At 72.2% G+C, this 16,175-nt stretch carries 16 protein-coding genes and 1 pseudogene; 10 read left to right on the top strand and 7 right to left on the bottom strand.

What is annotated here, in order from left to right; all coding sequences use genetic code 11:
* Positions 1–16 precede the first annotated feature (16 nt).
* Entirely contained in the window at positions 17–268 is a 252-nt protein-coding gene (locus ACQUFX_RS30790; RefSeq protein WP_428963644.1) for a hypothetical protein, read from the bottom strand.
* Positions 268–585: a DivIVA domain-containing protein gene (locus ACQUFX_RS30785; RefSeq protein WP_428963643.1), complete on the bottom strand. Its 318-nt coding sequence runs from the start codon at positions 583–585 to the stop codon at positions 268–270. The genes ACQUFX_RS30790 and ACQUFX_RS30785 overlap by 1 nt, the downstream gene beginning before the upstream one ends.
* A 186-nt stretch (positions 586–771) precedes the next feature.
* Here ACQUFX_RS30785 and ACQUFX_RS30780 point away from each other — a divergent pair, with 186 nt between their 5' ends.
* The 4 genes from ACQUFX_RS30780 (at position 772) to ACQUFX_RS30765 (ending at position 3,295) form a co-directional block, all read left to right on the top strand.
* Positions 772–1,188, top strand: coding sequence for a GntR family transcriptional regulator (locus ACQUFX_RS30780; RefSeq protein WP_428963642.1), 417 nt, complete (start codon positions 772–774; stop codon positions 1,186–1,188).
* A gap of 336 nt (positions 1,189–1,524) precedes the next feature.
* The gene (locus ACQUFX_RS30775; protein WP_428963641.1) at positions 1,525–1,884 is read left to right on the top strand and encodes a colicin E3/pyocin S6 family cytotoxin; all 360 of its coding nucleotides are present in this window, start codon (positions 1,525–1,527) and stop codon (positions 1,882–1,884) included.
* Positions 1,877–2,269, top strand: a complete 393-nt coding sequence (locus ACQUFX_RS30770; RefSeq protein WP_428963640.1) for a hypothetical protein — start codon at positions 1,877–1,879, stop codon at positions 2,267–2,269. Before ACQUFX_RS30775 ends, ACQUFX_RS30770 begins: the two co-directional genes overlap by 8 nt.
* Before the next feature lie 69 nt (positions 2,270–2,338).
* Entirely contained in the window at positions 2,339–3,295 is a 957-nt protein-coding gene (locus tag ACQUFX_RS30765; protein ID WP_428963639.1) for an ImmA/IrrE family metallo-endopeptidase, read from the top strand.
* A gap of 80 nt (positions 3,296–3,375) precedes the next feature.
* On the opposite strand, the gene ACQUFX_RS30760 is transcribed toward ACQUFX_RS30765, so the two are convergent.
* Positions 3,376–4,002, bottom strand: coding sequence for a helix-turn-helix domain-containing protein (locus tag ACQUFX_RS30760; RefSeq protein ID WP_428963638.1), 627 nt, complete (start codon positions 4,000–4,002; stop codon positions 3,376–3,378).
* An 80-nt stretch (positions 4,003–4,082) separates the two neighbouring features.
* On the opposite strand from ACQUFX_RS30760, the gene ACQUFX_RS30755 reads away from it, so the two are divergent.
* The gene (locus ACQUFX_RS30755; RefSeq protein WP_428963637.1) at positions 4,083–5,048 is read left to right on the top strand and encodes an NAD(P)/FAD-dependent oxidoreductase; all 966 of its coding nucleotides are present in this window, start codon (positions 4,083–4,085) and stop codon (positions 5,046–5,048) included.
* Between the two features lie 33 nt (positions 5,049–5,081).
* Here the strand turns inward: ACQUFX_RS30755 and ACQUFX_RS30750 are convergent, their stop codons facing one another.
* A complete protein-coding gene (locus ACQUFX_RS30750) occupies positions 5,082–5,876 on the bottom strand; it encodes a DUF4253 domain-containing protein (protein WP_428963635.1) in 795 nt (264 codons plus the stop codon).
* Positions 5,877–6,114: 238 nt separating this feature from the next.
* On the opposite strand from ACQUFX_RS30750, the gene ACQUFX_RS30745 reads away from it, so the two are divergent.
* Positions 6,115–6,636 carry a DinB family protein gene (locus ACQUFX_RS30745; RefSeq protein WP_428963634.1) on the top strand — a complete coding sequence of 174 codons (522 nt, stop codon included), beginning with the start codon at positions 6,115–6,117 and terminating at the stop codon, positions 6,634–6,636.
* A 251-nt stretch (positions 6,637–6,887) separates the two neighbouring features.
* Here ACQUFX_RS30745 and ychF read toward each other — a convergent pair whose 3' ends face one another.
* The 3 genes and pseudogenes from ychF to ACQUFX_RS30730 all read right to left on the bottom strand — a co-directional run.
* Complete coding sequence (gene ychF / locus ACQUFX_RS30740) at positions 6,888–7,973, bottom strand: redox-regulated ATPase YchF (protein WP_067360001.1); 1,086 nt, start codon at positions 7,971–7,973, stop codon at positions 6,888–6,890.
* A gap of 81 nt (positions 7,974–8,054) precedes the next feature.
* Complete coding sequence (locus tag ACQUFX_RS30735; protein WP_428963633.1) at positions 8,055–8,789, bottom strand: Type 1 glutamine amidotransferase-like domain-containing protein; 735 nt, start codon at positions 8,787–8,789, stop codon at positions 8,055–8,057.
* A 522-nt stretch (positions 8,790–9,311) separates the two neighbouring features.
* Positions 9,312–9,710: pseudogene (locus ACQUFX_RS30730) on the bottom strand (hypothetical protein); the annotation flags it as partial.
* A gap of 271 nt (positions 9,711–9,981) precedes the next feature.
* Here ACQUFX_RS30730 and ACQUFX_RS30725 point away from each other — a divergent pair.
* The 4 genes from ACQUFX_RS30725 to ACQUFX_RS30710 all read left to right on the top strand — a co-directional run bounded on the left by ACQUFX_RS30725 (position 9,982) and on the right by ACQUFX_RS30710 (position 16,121).
* On the top strand, positions 9,982–11,490 hold the full coding sequence (locus ACQUFX_RS30725) for a DNA-3-methyladenine glycosylase 2 family protein (protein ID WP_428963632.1): 1,509 nt from the start codon (positions 9,982–9,984) through the stop codon (positions 11,488–11,490).
* Entirely contained in the window at positions 11,487–11,996 is a 510-nt protein-coding gene (locus ACQUFX_RS30720; protein ID WP_428963631.1) for a methylated-DNA--[protein]-cysteine S-methyltransferase, read from the top strand. The genes ACQUFX_RS30725 and ACQUFX_RS30720 overlap by 4 nt, the downstream gene beginning before the upstream one ends.
* A gap of 274 nt (positions 11,997–12,270) precedes the next feature.
* Positions 12,271–14,196, top strand: a complete 1,926-nt coding sequence (locus tag ACQUFX_RS30715) for an ABC transporter ATP-binding protein (RefSeq protein ID WP_428963630.1) — start codon at positions 12,271–12,273, stop codon at positions 14,194–14,196.
* Positions 14,193–16,121, top strand: coding sequence for an ABC transporter ATP-binding protein (locus tag ACQUFX_RS30710; RefSeq protein WP_428963629.1), 1,929 nt, complete (start codon positions 14,193–14,195; stop codon positions 16,119–16,121). Before ACQUFX_RS30715 ends, ACQUFX_RS30710 begins: the two co-directional genes overlap by 4 nt.
* Positions 16,122–16,175: the final 54 nt, after the last annotated feature.

The following is a 16,175-nucleotide window of genomic DNA, read 5'->3' as shown; positions in this document are numbered from 1 at the left end:
GGTACCCTCCGGCTGGTCATCCGGGCACCCTCCGGGTGCAGGCTCCGTCGTGGTCGGCCCGCAGCACACAGCGCCGGCCCCCGGCCAGCCGGGCGTCACAGAAAACCCGATGCCGTACGCCCTGCCCGTCCTCGTACGACACGGTGATCTCGCCGGGGTCGGTCTGCGCGAGTACGGCTGCCCAGCGGGCCACCACCCGGGCCAGCCGCACCGCCCCGGTCAGGTCCTCGGCGACCAGCGGCAGATGGATCACGAACCGGTCGGACATCAGTACGTCCGCTGGTTGATCTCACGGGCATGCTCGGACTGCCAGGCCCGCAGCGCCTCCCGGAACCGCCCGGTCTCCTCCCGGCCCTGCTCCAGCCGGTCATAGAGCACCGTCAGGTCGTCGGCGACCTGCCGAAGGAACTCGTGCACGTCGACCGGGTCGAGCCCGCGCCGGAACAGCCCCACCGTCCGGAACCGCCGCCACCGCACCTGCCACGGCCGCACCGGCACGTACGCCGACCGGTACACGCCCTGATCGTCCGGCTTGCCCCGCTCGCCTGAGGGAGCCGCCCGCCGCCCCTTGAGCCTGCTTCGCATCCCGTTCCACCTCTTCGCCACAGGTCCGCACCGGTCAGACCGCCCGACAGCCCGCAGAGCAATGACTTTTCGCGTTCATCCCGCCACCGCGTGAACTCACTCTAGTGTTAGAGCCACAGGGCAGCAAGTGCCATATGGCCATATGGCCCGACTCCTCGATGGACATGGGGGCATGAGGCTTGTACCGTGACCATCAATCCCCGCTCACACACACCGGTCTACGTGCAGCTTGCTGAGCTGCTCCGCAGCCGAGTCGAGTCAGGGGACCTGCCACCGGGCGCCTCGCTCCCGAGCGAGTCGCACCTCAGCCAGGAGTACGGGATCGGGCGGGACGCCGTCCGCGCAGCCATCGCACTACTCCGCGCCGAAGGCGTCATGACCACCACCAAAGGCCGAGGCACCTGGGTGCGCGAGACGCCTCGACGCAGCGACGCCGAACTCGCGCCGGGCGGGTCCGCCATCGCCCGGATGCCGTCGAGCCGGGAACGACGCGAGATGGATCTCGACGAGGGCGTACCCGTGCTGGAAATCCACAGCCCGGACGGCGAAGTCCAGATCGTCCCCGCCGACCAGACCCGGATCACCCGCCCCCAGTCAGCCTGACGCCACCTCACCAACCGCACCCACTCTGCTGCGACACCGCACAGGGGAGATACGGTCATACCGAAACAATTTACCCTCGCCCCACCTGCCCAAGCCTCTTGAGAAACGGACCTTGGAAGATGTCGGCCCCTCTTCTCTGGGGGCCATCCGGCTCCAAGATCTCCCAGGGCAGGCCCCACGAAGTGGCAGCCTTTTGGGGCATAAGGTGCGAATCTACCTGCGGCCGGTCGGCGGTCTGACCACTGGGCAAAGCGGTGGCGTTTTACCGACACCTTCCTCGGCGCGTCGCGTTCGGAAAACCGCCAACGCCAGGGCAGCCCCTCTGGAGTAGGCCGATTGAGCACGCCTTGGATCGACAAGGACATGAAACGGTCGCTACACTGCGCTGCCGGACTGCTACACCATGAAATCTGGCCTCACCGGTACGTCGTCGTGCCGGAGGGCCTCGGCGGAGACATACTGACCTTGTCCTACACTCCTCGCCCGCGCTCAAGCTTTCTGGACACGCTCGAACGCATGCATCACACGGGCAAGCCACGTTGGCGCAACAAGCGCGGGCACATCTACGAGTACGACCCGGAGCACGGCGGCGAGCTGGAGGTGTACAACAAACAGGGATTACACTTGGGCGTAGCAGACGTGCATACTGGGGAGTTCATCAAGCCGGCCCGCAAGGGGAGGAGGATCGATGTCTGACCAGCGACAAGACGCGGTCGCGTCTCCCGCCGAAAGCCGCAAAACCTTCATCGAGGATGTCCTCGCAGGGCTTGCCCAAGTCGAGGACATGGACGATTACATCCAAGAATGGCATGACGCTCCGGAAGGATCCCCGGGCAGCGACCTTGACCTTCACGAATATCTTGGCTTGTCGTGGGACGAGTATCGGAACTGGGGATCACATCCCGAATCGATCCGTTTTGTGCTTGCTGCACGACGAGCCGGAGTGACGGTTGATCAAGTTCTGGCCCAGACAAGGACCCTGGGAGTGGCGGCCAGGTCAAACGATTCGTCAGTTGCTGAGCGCGTCCTGGATTGGCTGGTCGAACGGGGCCGAATCAGTGCAGACAACAAGAATATGTAAGGCATCGTGGCGGATTTGTGGCTAACCAAACCCAGTCTTGAGCCGCCGGCGCAACTCGCGGCAACGCTCGTGCGACGCCTCAACCTCGCACCTCCGGTACAAATCGAGGATATCGCGGGAGAACTGGCCGAGATCTCTGAGGAGCCGTGGCCATTCGAAGAGTGCGATGCGGTCATCGTAGGCCTGTTGGAGGATAATCCAAAAATTTTCCTGCGACGATCACTACCTCGTCGGCGGCGTAGGTTCACGCTTGCCCACGAGTTCGGGCACCTCTGCATGGCCTGGCATATTGGGGTCTTCGGCTGCCGACCAGAGCAGTCGCAATACAGCGAACAGCCACTGGAGCCGGCATCTGAGCCAGAGCAGATCACCTCTTGGTGGCGACGTGAGGAACAGGAAGCTGAAGCCACTCGATTCGCTTCTCACCTTCTCATGCCGGACAGCTTTCTCCGTCCGCTGATCAAGAGCATGGACATGGCGCAGGTCCTACACGGGCTCAACATCGCCGATGTGTCTGCCTCAGCCGCCTTGATGAGGCTTCGTCGGATGCTTCAACCCGGATTCTGCTTCGCGATTGAGGAGTATGGCAACGTCCGGCTATTCACCTCTCCCGGCACGTCACTTGGGGAAGTTGAAGCGGGTTCCGAGTTTCGCGGACTTGAAGCGAAAGCCTATGAGCATGGCGGAGAAACCGTCGGGGGAAGGCAGGTGAACTGGTATCGCCTCACTGACTTCACCTCCAGTGGTGTTGTGGTGGACCCCAGGAGCACCACCGCTCTAGCCCGGTCAGCTATCGCCGCATTCGAGTCGGATCCAATGGAGCAGGACTCGCTGTACCGAAGCATCAATGGCGTGGTTGGGGGAAGCCTCTCCAAAGAGCGCGCCGAGACCGTTGCTCAGGCGCTGGCGCTCCTCCGGCATAAGTTCAGCGGTCATCCGAGGTTCGGCCGCATCGCCACTCACCCAGATCTCGATCTCTACCTACGCCGCAAGGCTGAAGAGTGGGGACAGAAACGCGGTTTGTAGCAGCGCATCAGCAGGAGGGCCAGTGGTGGTTCGACTATCTCGACCAGGGCGAGTCGGCCCTCGAAGCGACCGGCTGAACGTCAGCGTCCCGCACCACTGTCCGGCGGCTCCCGGTCGGGTGAAGCCTCCGTCCGGGGGCGGGCGCGCAGGTGGGCGCGTTCACCCTGCCGGCCGAAGAGGCTGAGGAACTCGACCGGCTCGACGTCGGCCGCGCCGAACCAGTGCGGTACCCGGGTGTCGAACTCGGCCGCCTCGCCGGGTGACAGCACCAGGTCGTGCTCGCCGAGGACGACGCGCAGCCGCCCGTTGAGCACGTACACCCACTCGTACCCCTCGTGGGTCTTCAGGTCCGGTTCCCGCCGGCGGCCGCCGCCAGGCATGACGATCTTGTACGCCTGGATGCCGCCGGCTCGACGGGTCAGCGGCAACATCGTCATCCCGTGCCGGGTGACCGGGCGCAGGTGCACGCGGGGGTCGCCGGTCGGCGGGGCGTCCACGAGTTCGTCGAGGGTCACGCCGTGCGCCTTGGCCAGCGGGAGCAGCAACTCCAGGGTGGGACGGCGGGTGCCCGACTCCAGCCGGGACAGCGTGCTGACCGAGATGCCGGTCGCCGCCGACAGGTCGGCCAGGGTGGTCTCCCGCTGCCGGCGCAGCGTGCGCAGCCGGGGTCCGACCGCGTCGAGGGCCCGGTCCAGGTCGTCGTCCATGGGTACGAGCTTGCCAGAACAGCAACAGGATTTGCCACACCTGCTGATCCTCCGCACGGTTGTCGCGGGAGGTGGTCACGGTGACCGAACAACTCAGGAGCAGGTACGACGTGGTGGTCGTCGGCGGTGGCGCGGCCGGGCTGAGCGGGGCGCTGATGCTGGCTCGGGCCCGGCGATCGGTGCTGGTGGTGGACGCGGGCACCCCGCGCAACGCCCCCGCCGACGGGGTGCACGGGCTGCTGGCCCGGGACGGGATGCCGCCGGCGGAGCTGCTGGAGCGCGGCCGGGCGGAGGTCCGGGGCTACGACGGCGAGGTGACCGTCGGCGAGGTCGACGCCGTCGTCCGCGAGGACGGTGGTTTCCGGGTGACCCTGGCCGACGGCCGGGACGTCCGGGCGCGCCGGCTGCTGGTCACCACCGGGCTGGTCGACGACCTGCCCGACCTGCCTGAGTTGCGCGCCCGGTGGGGGCGGGACGTGATCCACTGCCCGTACTGCCACGGCTGGGAGGTGCGGGACCAGGCCATCGGGGTGCTCGCCACCGGGCCGATGTCGGTGCACCAGGCGCTGCTGTTCCGCCAGTGGAGCGCCGACGTCACGTACTTCACCCACACCGGGGCGCCCCCGACCGAGGAGCAGGCCGAGCAGCTCGCCGCCCGGGGCATCCCCGTGGTGACCGGCGAGGTCGTCGCCCTGGATGTCGCCGACGACCGGCTCGTCGGGGTCCGGCTGGCCGACGGCACGCTGGTCCGCCGGCAGGCGGTGACGGTCGCGGCCCGGATGGTGGCGCGGGCCGGGTTCCTGGCGACCCTCGGGCTCACCGCGGTGCCGCACCCGTCGGGCATGGGCGAGCACGTCCCCGCCGACCCGACCGGCCGCACCGACGTACCCGGCGTGTGGGTCGCCGGCAACGTCACCGACCTCGCCGCCCAGGTCGGTGCCGCCGCCTCGGCGGGGGCCCTGGCCGGCGCGCACATCAACGCCGACCTGATCACCGAGGAGACCCGGCAGGCCGTCGAGGCGTACCGGACGGGGTCGCCCTGGTGACCGGACGGTAGTCGTCAGGCGGCACGGGGTGGGTCAGTCCCACCAGAACCACCAGGACGGCACCCCCACCACCTGCTCGGCGTACTTCTGGAGGGTGCCGGCGCCCTGCCAGACGTTGTCCGGGCAGAAGGCGAAGTGCTCGGCGGCGACCCGGCGGGCATGCTCGATCGAGGTGGGTGGCGCGGCGACACTGAGGTGCAGGGTGTCGAAGCCGACCCCGACCACCCGCACCCCGAACCGTTTCTCCCAGCTCCGCAGCACCGCCGAGAGCTGGCCGGCGTCCCCGACGTGGTTCGCCGGGCCGGACCAGCCGGTCACGGCCAGCGTGTCCGCGCTGCGGGCGGCCGGCACCAGACCCAGCCGGGTCGAGCCGGCCACCAGGAACTCCGCGTACCCGTCGGCGCAGTCGTCGGCCGGCTCGTCGGGCTCACCGGGAGCGGCCAGGCCCGGCCAGGTCCGGCCGAACGGAGCGGTCGCCTCGCCCGGGGCTTCGGGGTCGTCGTCCTCGCCGGTCGTCGTGCTGTCCCGCCACCAGGCGGCCAGCACCTCCACCGGGTCGTGCCGGTCCGGCGCCGACATGCCGGCCGGCCATACCTCGCCGGCCACCCACGGCCGGGTCTCGTCGCTGGCCAGCCCGGTCAACAGCAACGGCCACAGCCCGGACTCCCGGTGCCGGGCCCGCAGCCGCGCCCAGAGCCCGAAATCGGTCACCGGCTCGTCGCTCAACCAGTACACCGGCGGGCCACCGCCCTCCGGCGACACCGGCCGCCCCGGCGGGAGCATGTCCGGCGGCAGGGCTGCGAGCAGACGGGACAGGTCGGCGGTCATGGCGGCAGACTAGGCGACCGGTACGACGGAAACCGCACCCACCAGTCAGGACTCGACCCGTCCCGGTCTCCACGCGCTCGCTGCCGTGGCTCCCTGCCCCGGCCTCCTCCTACGACAGGAGGGGGACAGTCCTCAGCTCGGAGATCGATGGTGACCCTGCATCAGCCACAGGCCGGTACGCCTCGCTCGTGTCGCAACCTGGGCAGCGGGTGGCCCAGGCCGCCGCTAGGGTCCGGGAATGGTGGAGACACGTCTCGATCCCACAATCGCTCCAGTGCTGGCGCGCACGGGCGACGAGCGTTCGGTGCTCGAATCCTTCCTCGACTTCCATCGCGCCGTGGTGCTGCGCAAGCTGCGTGGGGTCTCCGAGACCGATGCCACCCACCGTCTGCTTCCGTCCGCGACCACGCTCGCCGGCCTGGTCAAGCACCTCACCCTCGTGGAGCGGAACTGGTTCTCGGCTCTGCTCGCCCCCGGGCCCGGTGACGTCTACCTCACCTCCGAGGAGGACGCGGCGGCCAGCTTCGCCCTGGCCGACGGGGACACCGTGGAGCGGCTTGCGGCGGCCTACGAGGCACAGTGCGCCCGGTCCCGGGAGGTGGCCGCGCGGTTCGACCTCGGGCACGTCGTGCCGCACCCGCAACTCGGCGAGGTGTCGCTCCGCTGGGTCCTGGTGCACATGATCGAGGAAACGGCCCGACACGCCGGCCACGCCGACATCCTCCGAGAACTGACCGACGGGTCGACCGGCGCTCTCTGACCAACCCCGGCGACCCACCCCGTCATCCGCACTGTCTGCCGTCGACCCCGCTCCTGCCAGGTGAAGCGAGCCTCCGCCCGGCCCGCCACGTCACGGCGGACCGTGACGGCGTACGCCTACGGGGACAGCCAGGACTCAGACGTCGGGCAAGGAGTCTGTGCTCACCTCCGCCATAACCCGGCTCCGGCTGCGCTCAGACGCCGAGCAAGGAATCTGTGCTCACCTCCGCCACAACCCGGCTCCGGCTGCGCTCAGACGTTGAAGCGGAACTCGACGACGTCGCCGTCCTGCATCACGTACTCCTTGCCCTCGATGCGGACCTTGCCGGCCGCCTTGGCCGCCGCCATCGAACCGGCCGCGACCAGGTCGTCGTAGGAGACCACCTCGGCCTTGATGAAGCCGCGCTGGAAGTCGGAGTGGATCACCCCGGCGGCTTCCGGGGCGGTCGCGCCGACCGGGACGGTCCAGGCGCGTGCCTCCTTCGGCCCGGCGGTCAGGTACGTCTGGAGGCCGAGCGTCCGGAAGCCGACCCGGACGAGCTGGTCCAGCCCCGGCTCGGACTGGCCGATCGACTCCAGCAGCTCGCGGGCCTCCTCCTCGGGCAGGTCCACCAGCTCGGACTCGATTTTGGCGTCCATGAAGACCGCCTCGGCCGGGGCGACCAGCGCCCGCAGCTCGTCGAGGAACTCGGCGTTGCCCAGCTCCTCCTCGTCGACGTTGAAGACGTAGAGGAACGGCTTGGTGGTGAGCAGGTGCAGCTCCCGCAGGTGCTCCAGCTCGATCTTCGCGGCGGCGGCCCCGGCGTACAGGGTGGTGCCGCCGTCGAGGACCTCGACCGCCTGCTTCGCCGCGGCCACGGCGGCGGCCCGGTCCTTGCGGAGCTTGGCCTCCTTCTCCAGCCGGGGCAGCGCCTTCTCCAGGGTCTGGAGGTCGGCCAGGATCAGCTCGGTGTTGATCGTCTCGATGTCGTCGGACGGCGAGACCTTGCCGTCGACGTGCACCACGTTCGGGTCGGAGAAGGCCCGGACGACCTGGCAGATCGCCGACGCGTCGCGGATGTTCGCCAGGAAGGCGTTACCCCGGCCCTGCCCCTTCGAGGCGCCCCGGACCAGCCCGGCGATGTCGACGAACGACACCGGCGCCGGGAGTACCTTCTGCGAGGAGAAGATCTCGGCCAGCTTGCCCAGCCGCTCGTCGGGCAACCCGACCACGCCGACGTTGGGCTCGATGGTGGCGAACGGGTAGTTCGCCGCGAGCACGTCGTTCTTGGTCAGCGCGTTGAACAGGGTGCTCTTGCCGACGTTGGGCAGGCCGACGATGCCGATGGTGAGACTCACGACGGGCCAGTTTACGCCCCATCCCCACCCTCCCCCGCCCCACCGTCCGAGACTTCGGCGAAGGGCGTGCCGGGCGGGAGGTCAGGTAAGGAGGCGGGGGGTGAGGGGGGTTTCCTGGACGGTGCCGTCGGGGGCGCGGGTGAGTTCGTACGCGCCGACGCCCTCGCGGTCGGCGACCGCCTCGACCAGGCGGGTCCCCCGGTAGACCAGCCCCACCCCGTCGTCGGTGCAGTGGCTGGTGGGCAGCGTCCCGTCGGCGACCAGGCGGTGCATCATCGGCCGCCGCCGTTCCTCGCTGTCGTAGTGCACCCCGTTGCCGTACGGCAGCCAGCCCAGCCCGTCGGTGAAGGCCCGCAACTCCCGCCCGAAGCTGTCGGTGCTGCCGCCGACGTGCCAGCAGATCGAGCCGGCCGAGACCCCGGCCAGCACCACCCCGGCCTGCCAGCACTCGTGCAGGATCTCCTCCAGCCCGTGCACCCGCCACACCGCGCAGAGGTTCGCCACGCTGCCGCCGCCGACCCAGACGACGTCCTGGGCGAGCAGGTGGGCACGCAGGTCGTCAACGTTGGGCATCGGGAACAGTGCCAGGTGGGACATCCGGAACCGGGTACCGGCGAACGCCCCGTACAGGGCGGTGAACGCGGTGGGCTGGTCACCGGCGGCCTGGCCGAGGTAGCACAGCCGGGGTTCCGGGCCGGCCTGCGCCAGCTCGGCGGCCAGGTCGAAGACCGGCCCGGGGCGCAGGTCGTACGGCCCCTGACCCCGGCTGAACAAGCTCATGCTGGTGGCGATGATGGTCGGTGCGCTGGCAGGCACGTCCGTCCTCTCCTCGGTCGGTGACCGGCCCCCGTCGATCGATGACCGGTGCCGCCCATCCTGCCCCAGAGGGAACCACCCGCGCCCCACCTCCCGCGCTCACCGTGCCCGGCACCCAGCCCGGCCAGCTCCGACGGCCGGAGGGTCAGCGACGAACGGAACATCAGCGGCGAGCGGAGGATCTCCGGGGGTCGGAGGGTCACCTGCGGTCGGAGGATCAGCGGGGGTTGGCAGGTCGCGTGGGGGCGGCAGGTCGCGTGGGGGCGGCAGGTCGGGGGCGGACGGCAGGTGGGGCGCGGGCGGCAGGTCGTGGGCGGGGCACCTGGGCACCGGGACCACCGGCCGACGCGAGGCCGGATCCACCGCCGGCACGGAGGGCGGGACGACCGGCGGCACGGAAGGCGGGAGCACCGCCGGCACGGAAGGCGGAAGCACCGGCGGCGCGGAGGGCGGGGCCACAGCCCTCCGCTGGGCCGGGTCCGCTGTCGGCTCGTGGGCCGGCAGGGTCGCCCGGACGGCGGCGGGCAACTCGCGGGCCGCTGCGGCCGGCAGGGTGTACCGGTGCGCGGCGGACGCCCCTGTGGCCTCGGACTCGCCGAGCATCCACCGCACCTCGTCGACCGTCCAGCCGAGCCCGGGGCGGGTGGCGATCTCCCGTACCAGGCGCAGCCCCACCCGGGTGTCGTCGTCGTAGAACCGCATGCACCAGTGGTGCGCCCACATGCCGAGGGCGCGCAGGCCGGCGGCGTCGAGCGACCCGGCGAGCCGGCCACAGGCGGTCTCCGGGAACGGCCGGCCGGGCTCGTCGTCGGCCGCCCGGTCCCGCTCGATCGCCCCGTACGCCGCCGGGGCGACCGTCCGCATCCGGTCGTAGAAGCCCTGGACCACCGTACGGTCGAGTTGCGTCTGCCCCGATCGCATCAGCGGACCTCCCGTCCGGCCACGCTCGCCATCGCCGCCCCCTTCTTGAGTTGGTGGCGGGACGGTACCGGCCCCGACCGACACTTTCGGCCCCGGTGCCCCGTTTCCACCCCGCGAGCCGACTGCGGGGGTGACCCGGCCGGGTCGGGGCCGAGGCGGGGCGAGGTGTTAACAAGGGGCCCTTCCTCTACCGGAAGCGTTAACAGGGGGCCCTTCCTTCAGGTCCGAATACCGCGAGCCGGTGGGGTGGGCAGGGGGCAGGATCGGGGGTGTGGAGTTGGACTTCGAACGGTGCTACCGGGCCGTGGACAGCCGTGACCAGCGGTTCGACGGGCGGTTCTACACCGGGGTCACCTCGACCGGCATCTACTGCCGGCCGTCCTGCCCGGCGGTCACCCCGAAACGGCGTAACGTCCGGTTCTTCCCGTCGGCCGCCGCCGCGCAGCGGGCCGGCCTGCGGGCCTGCCGGCGGTGCCGCCCGGACGCCGCCCCCGGCTCCCCGGACTGGGACGTCCGGGCCGACGTGGTGGGGCGGGCGATGCGACTCATCGCCGACGGGGTGGTGGACCGGGACGGCGTGCCGGGGTTGGCGGCCCGGCTCGGGTACACCGAACGGCACCTGCACCGGATGCTGCGCGCGGAGATGGGGGCCGGACCGGTCGCGCTGGCCCGGGCCCAGCGGGCGCAGACCGCCCGGATCCTGATCGAGACGACCGGGCTGGGCCTGGCCGAGGTGGCGTTCGCGGCCGGGTTCGGCAGCGTCCGGCAGTTCAACGACACGATCCGGATCACCTACGGGGTGCCGCCGTCGCGGTTGCGCGCCGGCCGGGCGGCCGTCGCGGGCGCCGGGACGATCACGCTGCGGCTCGCGTACCGACCGCCGCTGCACGCCCCGGCGCTGCTGGACTTCCTGGCCCGACGGGCGGTGCCCGGGGTGGAGCGGGTGCACGACGGGACGTACCACCGGGGGTTGACCCTGCCGCACGGGCCGGCGGAGGTCGCGCTGACCCCGGCGGCCGGGCACGTCTCGGCGACGCTGCGCCTGGCCGACCTGCGCGACCTCGCGCCGGCGGTGGCCCGCTGCCGCCGGCTGCTCGACCTCGACGCCGAACCGGCCGCCGTGGACGGCACGCTCGCCGCCGATCCGGCGCTCGCCGCGGCGGTGGCGACCGAGCCCGGGGTACGCCTCCCCCGCGCCGTGGACGGCTTCGAGATCCTCCTCCGCGCCATCATCGGCCAACAGGTCTCGGTGACCGCCGCCACAACCACCCTCACCCGCCTCCGCACCGCAACCACCCCCACCCCCACCCCCACCGACGCCGACGCCCCCACCCCCACCGACGATCATGGGGTTGACGGCGGGCCGGGGCTCGGTGAGCGCCGCGAACTCCATGATCAACCCCTGCGGGCGTTCCCGACGGCGGAGGAGGTGTTGGGGTTGCCGGACGGGGTGTTCGGGATGCCGGCGCGGCGGCGGGAGACCATCCGGGCGGCGGCCCGGGCGGTCGCCGACGGGCGGCTCGACCTCGACCCGGGCGGCGACCGGGAGGAGACGGTACGCCGGCTCGCCGAGCTGCCCGGGATCGGTCCCTGGACGGTCGGGTACGTGGCGATGCGGGCCCTCGGCGATCCGGACGTCCTGCTCCCCACCGACCTGGCGGTACGGCGGGGCGCCGCCGCGCTCGGCCTTCCCGACGACCCGAAGACCCTCGACGCGTACGCCGACCGCTGGCGCCCCTGGCGGTCGTACGCGGTGATCAGACTCTGGAGAGCGGCATGACCACGGCAGACCCGATCGACAGCACCGTGCAGGACACCCCCGCCGGCCCACTGGCCCTCCTCGTCGGGCCGACCGGCGCGGTCCGGGCGGCCGGGTTCACCGGCGACCCGCAGGACCTGGTGCCCCTGGTGCACCCGAGCCTGCGGGGACCGCTGCGGCACCGGGCCGACCTCGGCCCGGTCAGCGCCGCGGTCGACGCCTACTTCGCCGGTGACCTGACCGCGATCGACCAGGTACCGGTCGAGCAGCACACCGGCGGGGAGTTCATGAGCCATGCCTGGCAGGTGCTGCGGGAGGTGAAGCCGGGCGAGCCGGTGACGTACACCGCGTTCGCCGGGCTGGCCGGCCGGCCGCTCGCGGTCCGGGCCGCGGCGGCGGCCTGCGCGCACAACGCGGCGGCGCTCTTCGTGCCCTGTCACCGGGTGCTGCGCACCGACGGGACGCTCGGCGGGTACCGCTGGGGCCTGCCGGTGAAGACCTGGCTGCTCGCCCACGAGCGCCGCTGACCCCGCCCACGCGCGCCCCGCCCACGCGCGCCGCCGGACACCAGCGCCGCCGGGCAGCAGCGCCGCCGGACACCAGCGCCGCCGGGCAGCAGCGCCGCCGGGAACCAGCGCCGCCGGCAGCAGCGCCGCTGGACACCAGCATCGCCGGACGCCGGCGTCGCCGGGGACGAGCGCTGGGAGAAACGGGCCCGCCGCGACGCGGGCGGTGGGCACGAGCGGTCGATGACAACAAGCTGACAGCCGGAACAGTGACATTTACCGATACGGTCAGATCGTGCCTGCGGAGCGCGACCGCGAGCCGGCCCCGAAGACGAAAGCCGGCCGACATCCCCCGGCCGCGTCGGCGGGCGGGGACCGGTCGGCGGGACGCGGCCGGTTGGCCAACCTGTGGCGGCTGCGCGGCTACCTGCGACCGTACGCGGCCGAGTTCGGTTGGCTGCTGGTGGCGGCGCTCGCGGGCACCGGGGCGAGTCTGGCCGTACCCCTGGTGGTGCAGCGGGTGGTGGACGGCCCGGTGGCCCGGCGCGAGCCCGGCGGGCTGCTCGGCCTCGGCGCCCTGGTGCTGGTGCTGGGCCTGGTCGAGGCGCTGCTGATCTTCGTGCGGCGGTGGATGCAGTCCGCCTCGTCGGTCGGCATGGAGGCCGCCCTCCGGGCCGACCTCTACGCGCACCTGCTGCGCCTGCCGACCAGTTTCCACGACCGGTGGCACTCCGGTCAGCTCCTCTCCCGCGCCACCAGCGACCTGTCGGTGCTGCGCCGGTTCCTCTCCTTCGGCCTGTTCTTCCTGATCCTCAATTTGGTCACCTACGTCGCCGTGGTGGTGCTGCTGATCCGGCTGCACCCGCCGTTGGGCCTGCTGGTGGCGGCGAGCGCGGTGCCGCTGTTCCTGATCAGCCGCCGGTTCGCCCGGCACTACCACGCCGCGTCCCGCCGGATGCAGGACCAGCAGGGCGAGGTGGCGACCCTGGTCGAGGAGACCGCGCTGGGGCTGCGCACCACCAAGGCGTACGGGCGGGGGCCGGAACTGGCCGCCCGGTTCGCCGGCAACGCCCGCGCGCTGCACGACATCGGCGTGGGCAAGGCCCGGCTGCTGGCCCGTACCTCGGCCCTGTTCGACCTGGTCCCGAACGGCACGCTGGCGGTGGTGCTGGTCACCGGGGTGGTCCTGGTGAGCCGGGGCGGGCTCACCGTCGGGGCCCTGGTCGCCTTCGTCAGCCTCCAGTTGATGCTGGTATGGCCGGTGCAGTCGCTGGGCTGGATCATCGCCAACGGCCAGGAGGCCGCCACCGCCGCCGACCGGATCCAGGAGGTGCTGGACACCCGGCCGGCGATCGTGGACGCGCCGGGCGCGCTGGCGCCGTCCCGGGCCGGGGTACGCGGCCGGCTCACCTTCGAGCAGGTCACCTTCCGGTACCCGGACAGCGGCGCCCCGGTGCTGCGCGGGGTGGACCTGACCGTGGCGCCGGGCGAGACCCTCGCCCTGGTCGGGGCCACCGGCTGCGGCAAGAGCACGCTGCTGTCGCTGGTCCCCCGGTTGCAGGAGGTGACCGGCGGGCGGATCACCCTGGACGGCCACGACCTGCGTGACCTGCGGCTGTCCTCGTTGCGCCGGCTGGTCGGGGTGGCCTTCGAGGAGCCGACGCTGTTCTCCATGTCGGTCCGGGAGAACCTCACCCTCGGCCGGCCGGACGCGGGCGAGGACGAGATCCACGCCGCCCTCGCCCTGGCCCAGGCGGAGTTCGCGTACGACCTGCCGTGGGGGCTCGCGACCCGGGTGGGCGAGCAGGGGCTCTCCCTCTCCGGCGGTCAGCGGCAGCGGCTGGCCCTGGCGCGGGCGGTCCTCGGCCGGCCGGCGCTGCTCGTGCTGGACGACCCGCTCTCCGCCCTCGACGTGCACACCGAGTCGCTGGTGGAGGTGGCGTTGAAACGGGTGCTCCGCGACACCACGGCGCTGCTGGTGGTGCACCGCCCCTCGACGATCGCGCTGGCCGACCGGGTGGCGTTGCTGGAGCAGGGGCGGATCACCGCCGTCGGCACCCACTCCGACCTGCTCGCCACCGTGCCCGCGTACCGGGCGGTGCTCTCCGCCGACCCGCGCCCCGCCGACGGCGGCGGGATCACCACCGACCCGCGCCCCGCCGCCCCGGCCCCCCGGTCCGGCGGCGGCCGTCCCGCCGGCCGGGGCCTGGTGTCGTCGTGACCGCCGCCGGGGACCGGGACACCGACCGGGGCGACGGGACCCGGTCCCGGCGGGGGCAGGGCACCACCACCGACCGGGGCGACGGGACGCAGCCGCAGCGGTGGCGGGGGATCTCCGCCGATCCGGACGCCGACGGCAGCCTCGCCGAGGACACCTCCCCGGCGGCGGTGGCCCGGCTCCGGGTGCGCAGCCGGGCCCTGCTGCGGGACCTGCTGCGCCCGCACCGTCGCCGGCTCGGGCTGGCGGTGGCGCTGCTGCTGGCGCAGAACGCGGCCGGGATGGCCGGGCCGTACCTGGTAATGCTCGGCATCGACCGGGCCGCCGGGCCGCTGCGGGCCGGCGACCCGGTGCCGCTGGTGGCGGTGGCCGCCGCGTTCGTGGTGGCCGCCGGGATCGAGTACGCGTCCCGGCGCGGCTTCCTCGTCCTGTCCGCCCGGATCGGCCAGGCCGTCCTGCTCGACCTCCGGCAGCGGGTGTACGGGCACTTCCTGCGGCTGTCGGTGACGTTCCACGAGCGGTACACCTCCGGCCGGATGGTCTCCCGGCTCACCAGCGACCTCGACTCGATCGGCGAGCTGGTCGACGGCGGGATCGACAGCCTCGTCCTCGCCGGGCTGTCGATCGTGTCGATCGCCGGTGTCCTGCTCTGGCTGGACCTGCCGCTGGCCGCCGTGACGCTGCTCGCCTTCCCGCCGCTGCTCTGGCTGTCCCGGTGGTTCGCCCGCGCCTCGGCCGACGCGTACCGGCGCACCCGGGAGGCGGTGGCGCTGGTCATCGTCCACTTCGTGGAGTCGCTGCGGGGCATCCGCGCGGTGCAGGCGTACCGGCGGGAGCGGCGCGACGAGGCCATCTTCGGCGTCGTCAACGACGACTACCGGGTGGCCAGCCGGCACGCCTTCCGGCTGATCGCCACGTACTCGCCGGGGATCAAGGTGATCGGCAACGTCACCGTGGCGGTGGTGCTCTGCTACGGCGGCCTGCGGGTGCTCGACGGGGACACCGGCGTGGGGGTGCTCGCCGCGTTCCTGCTCTACCTGCGCCGGTTCTTCGAGCCGATGCAGGAGCTGAGCCAGTTCTACAACTCGTTGCAGTCGGCCACGGCGGCGCTGGAGAAGCTCACCGGGGTGCTGGACGAACGCCCGTCGGTGCCCGAGCCGGCCCGCCCGGTGCCGCTGCCCGACGAGGGCCCCCGGGGCGCGGTGGAATTCCGGTCGGTCACCTTCGGGTACCGCGCGGACGCGCCGATCCTGGCCGGGCTGGACCTGGCGGTGCCGGCCGGGCAGACCGTCGCCCTGGTCGGCCCGACCGGGGCGGGCAAGTCGACGCTGGCGAAGCTGCTCGCCCGGTTCCACGACCCGGTCACCGGCACGGTCACCCTCGACGGGGTCGACCTGCGCGACGTCGCCGACGCCGACCTGCGCGCCACGGTGGTGCTGGTGACCCAGGAGAACCACCTGTTCACCGGCACGGTGGCGGAGAACATCCGGTTCGGCCGGCCGGACGCCGACGACGCGGCGGTGCGGGCCGCCGCCCGCGCGATCGGCGCGCACGACTTCATCGCCGCCCTTCCCGACGGGTACGACACGCAGGTGCACCGGCGCGGCGGTCGGCTCTCCGCCGGGCAGCGGCAACTCGTCGCGTTCGCCCGTGCCTTCCTGGCCGACCCTGCGGTGCTGATCCTGGACGAGGCGACCTCCTCGCTGGACGTGCCCACCGAGCGGCTGGTGCAGCACGCCCTCGGCACCGTCCTGCGGGACCGGACCGCCCTGGTCATCGCGCACCGGCTCTCCACGGTGGAGACCGCCGACCGGGTCCTGGTCCTCGACGGTGGCCGGATCGTCGAGGACGGCCCACCCGAACGGCTGGTCACCACCGGCGGCCGGTACGCGGGCCTGCACCGACAGTGGCGGAACTCGCTGGTCTGACCTTCGCCACCCGCCGGTTCACCACTTGGTGATCATTCCGTGATGGGCGCGACA

The sequence above is a fragment of the Micromonospora fluostatini genome, assembly GCF_050410825.1.
Taxonomy (GTDB): domain Bacteria; phylum Actinomycetota; class Actinomycetes; order Mycobacteriales; family Micromonosporaceae; genus Micromonospora; species Micromonospora rosaria.
The sequence above is the reverse complement of the archived record's forward strand: the minus strand, read 5'-3'. Positions and strand labels throughout refer to the sequence as shown.

What these genes read in the sequence shown, in the direction of transcription:
- ACQUFX_RS30790 (WP_428963644.1), bottom strand. Translation starts at nt 268, where the DNA reads ATGTCCGACCGGTTCGTGATCCATCTGCCGCTGGTCGCCGAGGACCTG.
- ACQUFX_RS30785 (WP_428963643.1), bottom strand. Translation starts at nt 585, where the DNA reads ATGCGAAGCAGGCTCAAGGGGCGGCGGGCGGCTCCCTCAGGCGAGCGG.
- ACQUFX_RS30770 (WP_428963640.1), top strand. Translation starts at nt 1,877, where the DNA reads ATGTCTGACCAGCGACAAGACGCGGTCGCGTCTCCCGCCGAAAGCCGC.
- ACQUFX_RS30760 (WP_428963638.1), bottom strand. Translation starts at nt 4,002, where the DNA reads ATGGACGACGACCTGGACCGGGCCCTCGACGCGGTCGGACCCCGGCTG.
- ACQUFX_RS30750 (WP_428963635.1), bottom strand. Translation starts at nt 5,876, where the DNA reads ATGACCGCCGACCTGTCCCGTCTGCTCGCAGCCCTGCCGCCGGACATG.
- ACQUFX_RS30745 (WP_428963634.1), top strand. Translation starts at nt 6,115, where the DNA reads ATGGTGGAGACACGTCTCGATCCCACAATCGCTCCAGTGCTGGCGCGC.
- ACQUFX_RS30720 (WP_428963631.1), top strand. Translation starts at nt 11,487, where the DNA reads ATGACCACGGCAGACCCGATCGACAGCACCGTGCAGGACACCCCCGCC.